Annotated in this window: 6 protein-coding genes, 1 tRNA gene and 1 pseudogene; 1 reads left to right on the forward strand and 7 read right to left on the reverse strand. The window is 71.2% G+C overall.

Annotated features, from left to right (window positions below):
- The 6 genes from ACKOQ4_RS02470 to ACKOQ4_RS02495 form a co-directional block, all read right to left on the reverse strand.
- Positions 1-726 (reverse strand): FtsB family cell division protein (locus tag ACKOQ4_RS02470; RefSeq protein ID WP_526288492.1); only part of this gene is annotated, 726 nt, incomplete at its 3' end.
- 9 nt (positions 727-735) lie between these two features.
- Positions 736-2,022, reverse strand: a complete 1,287-nt coding sequence (gene eno, locus ACKOQ4_RS02475) for a phosphopyruvate hydratase (RefSeq protein WP_526288494.1) — start codon at positions 2,020-2,022, stop codon at positions 736-738.
- A 123-nt stretch (positions 2,023-2,145) separates the two neighbouring features.
- Complete coding sequence (locus ACKOQ4_RS02480; protein WP_526288500.1) at positions 2,146-2,823, reverse strand: lytic transglycosylase domain-containing protein; 678 nt, start codon at positions 2,821-2,823, stop codon at positions 2,146-2,148.
- A gap of 178 nt (positions 2,824-3,001) precedes the next feature.
- On the reverse strand, positions 3,002-3,961 hold the full coding sequence (locus ACKOQ4_RS02485; RefSeq protein ID WP_526288496.1) for a nucleoside triphosphate pyrophosphohydrolase: 960 nt from the start codon (positions 3,959-3,961) through the stop codon (positions 3,002-3,004).
- Complete coding sequence (gene mfd / locus ACKOQ4_RS02490; protein WP_526288498.1) at positions 3,958-7,572, reverse strand: transcription-repair coupling factor; 3,615 nt, start codon at positions 7,570-7,572, stop codon at positions 3,958-3,960. Before mfd ends, ACKOQ4_RS02485 begins: the two co-directional genes overlap by 4 nt.
- A complete protein-coding gene (locus tag ACKOQ4_RS02495) occupies positions 7,569-8,162 on the reverse strand; it encodes a TetR/AcrR family transcriptional regulator (RefSeq protein WP_526288502.1) in 594 nt (197 codons plus the stop codon). The genes mfd and ACKOQ4_RS02495 overlap by 4 nt, the downstream gene beginning before the upstream one ends.
- Positions 8,163-8,247: 85 nt before the next feature.
- Here ACKOQ4_RS02495 and ACKOQ4_RS02500 point away from each other — a divergent pair.
- Positions 8,248-8,319, forward strand: a tRNA-Gln gene (locus tag ACKOQ4_RS02500).
- Positions 8,320-8,427: 108 nt separating this feature from the next.
- Here ACKOQ4_RS02500 and ACKOQ4_RS02505 read toward each other — a convergent pair.
- A pseudogene (locus tag ACKOQ4_RS02505) lies at positions 8,428-8,500 on the reverse strand (hypothetical protein); the annotation flags it as partial.

Here is an 8,500-nt window from a genome sequence, read left to right on the forward strand (position 1 = left end):
GTCGTCGAGCCGCGGGCCGGCTCGCAGCAGCAACCCGGGCGCGGCACCGACCCCTGGTACACCTCGCTGTGGCGGAGGTGGCGGTGGCGGGCCGGGACGCGCAGGCGGTACGGGCTGCTCGGACGTCGGCGCCGGCGGTCCGTGCGGGGTGTCTGCGATGGTGTGCCACAGCGAGGTGTACCAGGGGTCGGTGCCGCGCCCGGGTTGCTGCTGCGAGCCGGCCCGCGGCTCGACGACCACCCCGGGCGGCAGCTGCACCTGATAGGGAATGTCGCCGGGCTTGACGAACCCGAGCCGCTCGCGGGCCTGTGCCGCGATATAGACCGGGTCGGCGAGTTTGGCCTTCTGGCTTTCCAATTCGGCGATCTGCTCACGCAGCGCCGCCTCACTGGCGGAAAGCTGCTTCATCTCGGTGCGCTGGGCGAAATAGGTGCGAACCGGCCCGGCGATGGTCAGCGTCAGCACGCACACCACCGCCGCCAGGATGGCGGCACGCCGGGCGGTGAAACCGAGACGCTCTTCGCTCTGCTGCTGGATCGAGGCGCTGATCGCGTCCCTGATCGGCTCGGTGATACTGCGGCCGACGGACTCGGCCCGGTCACGCAGACCGCCCGGGCGGGCGTCGCGCGAGGTGACCCGGCCCGGCCGCGATCGTCCGCGGCCTGAGGCGCCGGGCCGGGACGCCGGCGCCCGGCGCTTCGGGTCGGACCGTTTACCGTCTGCCACGAGGTGCGTCTAGTCCGTTCCGCCGAACCGCGGGAAGGCCAGGTCGCCGGCGTAGCGGGCGGCGTCGCCGAGGGCGTCCTCGATGCGCATCAGCTGGTTGTACTTGGCGACCCGTTCGCTGCGGGCCGGAGCCCCGGTCTTGATCTGGCCGCTGCCCACCGCCACCGCGAGGTCGGAGATCGTGGTGTCCTCGGTCTCGCCGCTGCGGTGGCTCATCATGGTGCGGTAGCCGCTGTTGTGGGCCAGCGCCACGGCGTCGAGGGTCTCGGTGAGGGTCCCGATCTGGTTGACCTTGACCAGCAGCGCGTTGGCGGCGCCGCGCTCGATGCCCTCCTCGAGACGCTCGGGGTTGGTGACGAAGAGGTCGTCGCCGACGATCTGCACCCGGTCGCCGATCGCGGTGGTGAGCGCCGCCCAGCCATCCCAGTCGTTCTCGTCAAGCGGGTCCTCGATGGAGACCAGCGGGTAGGCATCGAGCAGTTCGGCGTAGATCGCACCCATCTCCTCGGCAGTGCGGTTCTGCTTCTCGAAGCTGTAACCCGTTCCGGCGGTGTAGAACTCGGTGGCCGCCACGTCGAGGGCCAGGGCCACGTCGACACCGGGCTTGAAACCGGCCGACTCGATGGCCGAGCAGATCAGGTCCAGGGCGGCCCGGGCGCCGGCGACGTCGGGGGCGAAACCGCCCTCGTCACCCAGACCGGTGGCCAGGCCCTGCTTCTTGAGCACGGCCTTGAGCGCGTGGTAGACCTCCGCACCCCAGCGCACCGCCTCCTTGAAGCTGGGGGCGCCGATCGGAGCGACCATGAACTCCTGGATGTCGACCCCGGTGTCGGCGTGGGCGCCGCCGTTGAGGATGTTCATCATCGGCACCGGCAGGATGTGGGCGTTCGGCCCGCCGAGGTAGCGGTACAGCGGCAGCCCGGCAGACTCCGCCGCCGCCTTCGCCACCGCCAGCGACACCCCCAGGATCGCGTTGGCGCCGAGCCGGCCCTTGCCGGGCGTCCCGTCGAGGTCGACCAGCGCCTGGTCGACCAGCCGCTGATCGTCGGCGGACATGCCGATGACGGCCGGGGCGATCTCGTCGAGCACGCCCTCGACAGCTTTCTGCACACCTTTGCCGCCGTAGCGGGATCCGCCGTCGCGCAACTCGACGGCCTCGTGCTCACCGGTGGACGCCCCGGACGGGACGGCGGCGCGCGCCATGGTCCCGTCGATGAGGGCCACCTCGACCTCAACGGTCGGATTGCCGCGCGAGTCGAGGATTTCGCGCGCTTCGACCTGCTCGATGATGGGCACGCTCGTACTCCTTGCTGGAAGGAACGTTCCCCGTTGCTGGGAGGAACGGCTGACGTCGATCAGCCTAGATGGTTCGGGCCGCTACCGGGCCGCACTGAGCAGGACTGCCCGGGCCGGATCGCATCACAGCGAATGCCCTGCGGCGTAGGCGGCGGCCCAGTCCCGGACGGCGCGGGCGTACAGCTCGGAATGGTTGTAGGCCCGCAGCGCGTTCATCCAGCCGCGGGGGGTCGCCATGTCCTTGCCGCGGAAGCACAGGTAACCCGCGGCCGAGAGAGCGGCGTCGTCGAAATTGTCGGGGCTGATCGTGCGGTCGTTGTTGGCATCGACACCGTAGAGCCGCCAGGTCTCCGGGATGAACTGCATCGGGCCCATAGCCCGGGCGTAGACCGGGTCGCCCTCGACCGAGGCCTCCTTCTCGATGATCGCCAGGTTGCCGTTGGTGCCGTCCAGGCGCACCCCGCGGATGGGTGGGCTGACGTCGCCGTTGGGTGCGATCACCGCGCCGCGGTAGGTGCCGTGGTGGCTTTCCACCATGCCGATGCCGGCCAGGGTGGTCCAGGCCAGGTGGCAGTCCGGGTTCTCCACCTCGGCCACCCGCGCCGCGTACCCGTAGGCCTCCATCGCCTCGATCGGGATGCCCAGCGCCGGCGCGTGCTGTTCGGCCCAGGTCCGCAGCTGGTCGGCCGGGCGGCCGGCGGCATGGGTGTCGATGGCCGGCACCGGGTCCCCCGGCGGCGGCGGCACACCCTCGGGGATGGGCGTTCCGACCTGCCAGGAGCAGCTGGCGGCGAGCACCATCGTCGTCGCTGAGACGACGACGGCGGCGCGCTTCCAGCGTGACGACACGACACTCCCTGTACCCGGTTTTGAGAGGTTTATCGTCCCACGGGGCCCGCTCCGTTAGCCGCTGCGAATCTCGGGATTTCGGCCCTGACCGGGCCAGTGCAATCTCGGCCCTGACCGGGCCAGTGCAATCTCAGCCCTGACCGGGCCAGTGCACCAGCGCCGCGGTCGGGTCGGCGGGCAGGTACCGGCACCACTCCTCGGCCGTCGCCGCCGCGCCGGAGCCGGGACCGCCGGGCCGATCCGCGGCGATCTGCGCTTCGGCGTTACGCACGCTGTCGATGAACTCCAGCACCGCGTCGCGCACCGCCTGCTCGGCATCACCACCCGGGCCGACCTGCACCGTCGTCAGCGCGACCGGAATGCGATCGGCGGGTACGCCGGCGGCGGTGACACGGTCGATCACCTTCTGCGCCAGGGCGAGCGCGGGCAGCGCGGTGGGCAGTCCGTCGACGCAGGAGGTCCGGCCGTCGGAACTCCGCCGCTCGGCGGCCTTGCGCTGCTCCCACTGCGCCAGCTGGTCTTCCAGGGTGATCTGCTCACCGGCCAGCACCGCGGGCACCCGGTTCACGAGCTTGCGGACCAGGGCATCGGCGACGTCGTCGATGTCGAATCCGGTGCCCGGGGCCTCCTCGGCGATCCGGGCGTGGAAGAGCACCTGCAACAGCAGGTCGCCGAGTTCGTCGCGCAACTCACCGGCGTCGCCGCCGCGCACGGCGTCGAACAACTCGTAGGTTTCCTCCAGCAGGTAGCGGTGCAGCGACTGGTGGGTCTGCCGACTCTCCCACGGCCCGGCGGTGCGCAGGCGGTCCATGATCTCGACGGCGTCGATCAGCCGCTCCCCGGGGCGCGGCCGCGGCGCGGCGATCAGCCGCTCGCCGGCGGCGAGCCTGGCCCTGACCGCGGGGTGCCCGGGGTCGGACGACAGCAGCACCGGGGCGTCCGGCCCGATCATCGCCGAGCGCGCCGACGGCAGCCACCACTGCACCCTGATCGGCATCTCCTCGGTGTACTGCAGATCCCCGGTGAGCAGTTCGGCGGCCTCGATGGGCAACAGCGCCGGCCGGCGGGGGTCGACCAGGATGACCGTCATCGCCCGCCTCCCTTCACCGCCGCCGTTATATCAACCTCGCCGCGCGGTCGGCCGTCAATGGCCAGAAGCAGGTCGGCCACCATCTGGAGCAGGTCCAGATCCCGGATCCGGGCCGCACCCACCCCGGCGCCGGCCCGTGGGATCGGCACCTGCACGGTGGCGGTGGTGGCCCGGTAGGCCGCCGCGGGATAGAGCCGCTTGAGCCGCACCTGCGCGGAGTCGGGCAGGGACAGCGGGGCGACGCGCACCGTGCTCGCCGATGCCGCCGAGACCTCGGCCACCCCGTAGTGGCGGCACAGCAGCCGCAGCCGGGCCACCGCAACCAGCCGCTGCGCCGGCTCGGGCAGCGGCCCGTAGCGGTCGGTGAGCTCGTCGACGACGGCGGTCACGGCCGCCTCGTCGGCGGCGGCCGCCAGCCTTCGGTAGGCCTCCAGCCGAAGCCGGTCGCTGCCGATGTAATCCGGCGGCAGGTGCGCGTCGACGGGCAGGTCGATGCGGACGTCGCGCGGTTCCTCCGGGGTCGTCACGGTCTTGCCGTCGGCTGCCGCGCGATAGGCCTCGACCGCTTCGCCGACCAGACGCACGTAGAGATCGAAGCCCACCCCGGCGACGTGCCCGGACTGTTCGACGCCCAACACGTTGCCGGCTCCGCGAATCTCCAAGTCCTTCAACGCAACCGCCATCCCGGCACCCAGTTCGTTGTTCTGGGCGATGGTGGCCAGCCGGTCGTGGGCGGTCTCGGTCAGCGGGGTGTCGCGCGGATAGAGGAAGTAGGCGTAGCCGCGCTCGCGGCTGCGCCCGACCCGGCCGCGCAACTGGTGCAGCTGGGACAGTCCGAAGGTGTCGGCGCGCTCGACGATCAGGGTGTTGGCGTTGGAGATGTCCAGTCCGGTCTCCACGATCGTGGTGCACACCAGGATGTCGAACTCGCGGTTCCAGAACCCCTGCACCGTCCGCTCGAGTTGCTCCTCGGGCATCTGGCCGTGGGCGACCGCGACGCGCGCCTCGGGGACCAGTGCCCGCACCCGGGCGGCGGCGTTGTCGATGCTGGCGACGCGGTTGTGCACGTAGAACACCTGCCCGTCGCGCAGCAGTTCGCGGCGCAGCGCGGCGGCGACCTGCTTGTCCTCGTGCGGCCCGACGTAGGTCAGCACCGGATAGCGCTCCTCGGGCGGGGTCAGAATCGTCGACATCTCCCGGATGCCGGCCAGGCTCATCTCCAGGGTGCGCGGTATCGGGGTGGCGCTCATGGTGAGGACGTCGACGTGGGTGCGCAGGCTCTTGATGTGTTCCTTGTGCTCGACGCCGAAGCGCTGCTCCTCGTCGACCACCACCAGTCCGAGGTCCTTCCACCGAACTCCGGTCTGCAGCAGACGGTGGGTGCCGATGACGATGTCGATACCGCCATCGGCCATGCCCTGCAATACTTTTCGCGAATCAGCGGAGTCGGTGAATCGCGAAAGGCCCTTGACGGTCACCGGGAAGCCGGCCATCCGCTCGGTGAACGTCTGCAGGTGCTGGTCGGCCAGCAGCGTGGTGGGTACCAGCACGGCGACCTGCTTTCCGTCCTGCACGGCCTTGAACGCCGCCCGCACCGCGATCTCGGTCTTGCCGTAGCCGACGTCGCCGCAGATCACCCGATCCATGGGGACGGGTTTCTCCATGTCGGACTTGACCTCACCGATCGCGGTCAACTGGTCGACGGTCTCGGTGAAGCCGAAGGCGTCCTCCATCTCGGCCTGCCAGGGGGTGTCGGGGGCGAAGGCGTGCCCGGGGGCGGCCTGCCGCTTGGCGTAGAGCGCGACGAGTTCGCCGGCGATCTCCCGAACGGCTTTGCGCGCCTTGGTCTTCGTGTTGGCCCAGTCGCTGCCGCCGAGCCTGCTCAGGGCGGGCTGCTCGCCGCCGACGTAGCGGGACAGCTGATCCAGGGAGTCCATCGGGACGAACAGTTTGTCCGCGCCCTGACCACGTTTGGACGAGGCGTACTCGAGCACGAGGTACTCCCGGCGCGCCCCGCCGACGGTGCGCTCGACCATCTCGACGAAGCGGCCGATGCCGTGCTGGTCGTGCACCACCAGATCGCCGGAGGTCAGCGCCAGCGGGTCGACGGTGTTGCGGCGCCGGGCCGCCAGCCGCTTGCCCTCCGGCCCGGTGGCGCGGTTGCCGGTGAGGTCGGTCTCGGTGATCACCACCAGATTCGCGGGCGCGATCACGATCCCGTTGTGCAGCGGGCCTTTCAGCACGCCCACCACGCCGGGCTTCGGCGGGTGGCCGGACTCCAGCATCTCGGCGGGGGTGTCGTGCTCGCCGAGTTGCTCGACGACCCGGTGGGCGGTGCCGGTCCCGGGTGCGACCACGGCGGCCAGACCGCCGGTCAGCACGTGGGCGCGCAGCATCGCGAAGATCTCCTCAACGCCGGACTGCTGGCCGCGGGCCGACGGTGCGGCCCGCACGTCGAGTTCGACTGCGCCCTCCGCGGACAACTGGCTCACCGTCCACCAGGGGTGGCCGCCGGCGGTGGCCGCCCCCCGGACCTCGTCCAGTTCGCGGAAGCCGGAGCCGCCGAGGGCTTCGACGTCGATGGGCGTCTCCCCGCCCACCGCGGCCACCGACCAGGAGGCCTCCAGGAATTCCCGGCCGGTCTTGATCAGGTCGGCCGCCCGGGTGCGCACCCGCTCCGGGTCGCACACCAGCAGCGGTGTTCCCGCCGGCAGGTGACCGACCAGCGAGCCCAGCGGGCCGGATCGCAGCACCGGCGCCAGCGCCTCCATCCCGTCGACCGGGATGCCCTCGGCCAGCTTGGCCAGCATATCGGCGACGCCACCGGTGACACGGTTGTCCTCGCGCGGGGCCCGGCTCGCCAATTCCGCTGCGCAGGAACGGACTTCGTCGGTCAGCAGGAGCTCGCGACACGGTACGGCCACCACCACGCCGGCATCCAGCTCGGGAATCGAACGCTGGTCGGCGACGGAGAACATCCGCATCTCGGTGACCTCGTCGCCCCAGAACTCCACCCGAACCGGATGCTCCTCGGTGGGGGCGAAGAGATCGAGGATGCCGCCACGCACGGCGAACTCCCCGCGCCGGGCGACCATGTCGACGCGGGTGTAGGCCAACGCCGCCAGTCGGGCGACCAGCTGTTCGAAGTCGAGTTCGGCGCCGACCCGCAGGGTGACCGGTTCGATCCCGGCGAGGTCGGCGGCCATCGGTTGCAGCAGTGAGCGCACGGTGGTGACCACAACCCGCAGCGGCGGTCCCAGCTCCGCGTCGTCCGGCCGGGCCAGCCGGCGCAGCAGCAGCATCCGGGCGCCGACGGTGTCCACCCCGGGCGAGAGCCGCTCGTGCGGCAGCGTCTCCCAGGACGGGAACAGCGCGGCCGCCTCGCCGTAGACCCCGCGCAGTTCGGCGGCGAGGTCGTCGGCCTGCCCGCCGGTGGCGGTCACCACCAGAAGCGGCCCGCCGCGGGCCAGCGCGCCCGCCACGAACAGTTGCGCGCTGGCCGGACCCACCACCGCCAGGTCGTCGGGGCGCCCGTCCGCGCGCTCGGCGAGGTCGGCGAACGGCGGCGCTTGGAGCGCGAGTTCGACCAGACCCGCCAGCGGGGCGATCACTCGTCCTGCAGCCGCGGGTCGGGCTCCAGTCCGGTCAGGCCGTTCCACATCAGGTTGACCAGGTGGGCGGCAACGACCTCCTTGTCGGGCGCCCGGGCGTCCAGCCACCACTGTGCGGTCATCGACACCGAACCCACCAGCGCGCGCGCGTAGAGCGGCGCGAGTTCGGGATCAAGGCCGCGGCGGGAGAAGTCGCCGGCCAGGATCGAGGCGACCTGGCCGACGGCGTCGTTGAACAGGGTGGAGTAGGTGCCCGGACTCAGCGACGGCGGGGAGTCGCGGATCAGCACCCGGTAGCCGTCGGTGCGCTCCTCGATGTAGGTCAGCAGCGCCAGCGTCACCGCCTCCACCCGTGGCCGGTACTGGTTGTTGGTGAGCGAGGCGGTGACTCCGTCGAGCAGTGCCGACACCTCGCGGTCGACCACCACCGCGTAGAGCCCCTCCTTGCCACCGAAGTGCTCGTAGACGACCGGCTTGGAGACCCCGGCGCGCTGCGCCACCTCTTCGACGGAGGTGCCCTCGTAACCGCGTTCGGCAAAGAGGCCGCGGGCGATGTCGATCAGCTGGTGGCGCCGTTCGCTGCCGGTCATCCTGGACCGCGGCGGCCGCGGCTGGCCCTGCGGTGCTGCCACGGCTATCAGGGTACTGGAGTCGACTACAGTCACTCACGGGCGATCCGCCGTGGTGTAATTGGCAGCACCTCTGATTTTGGTTCAGATAGTTCAGGTTCGAGTCCTGGCGGCGGAGCTGGAATGCTCCGTGACGGTGAAATCTCATACGACGCGATCGGCGTGGCGCGTATGAAACCGCACATTCGGGAGGTGGGCGTGGCGGCGGACGGCTCGGCGGACGGCGCAGCGCGTGCGCGAGCATCGAGCGCCCGCCGAGGGTGTGCAGCACCTTCGGGGTGTCCGAGCGCATGCGGGTG

The organism is Mycobacterium sp. (assembly GCF_046095365.1).
Taxonomy (GTDB): domain Bacteria; phylum Actinomycetota; class Actinomycetes; order Mycobacteriales; family Mycobacteriaceae; genus Mycobacterium.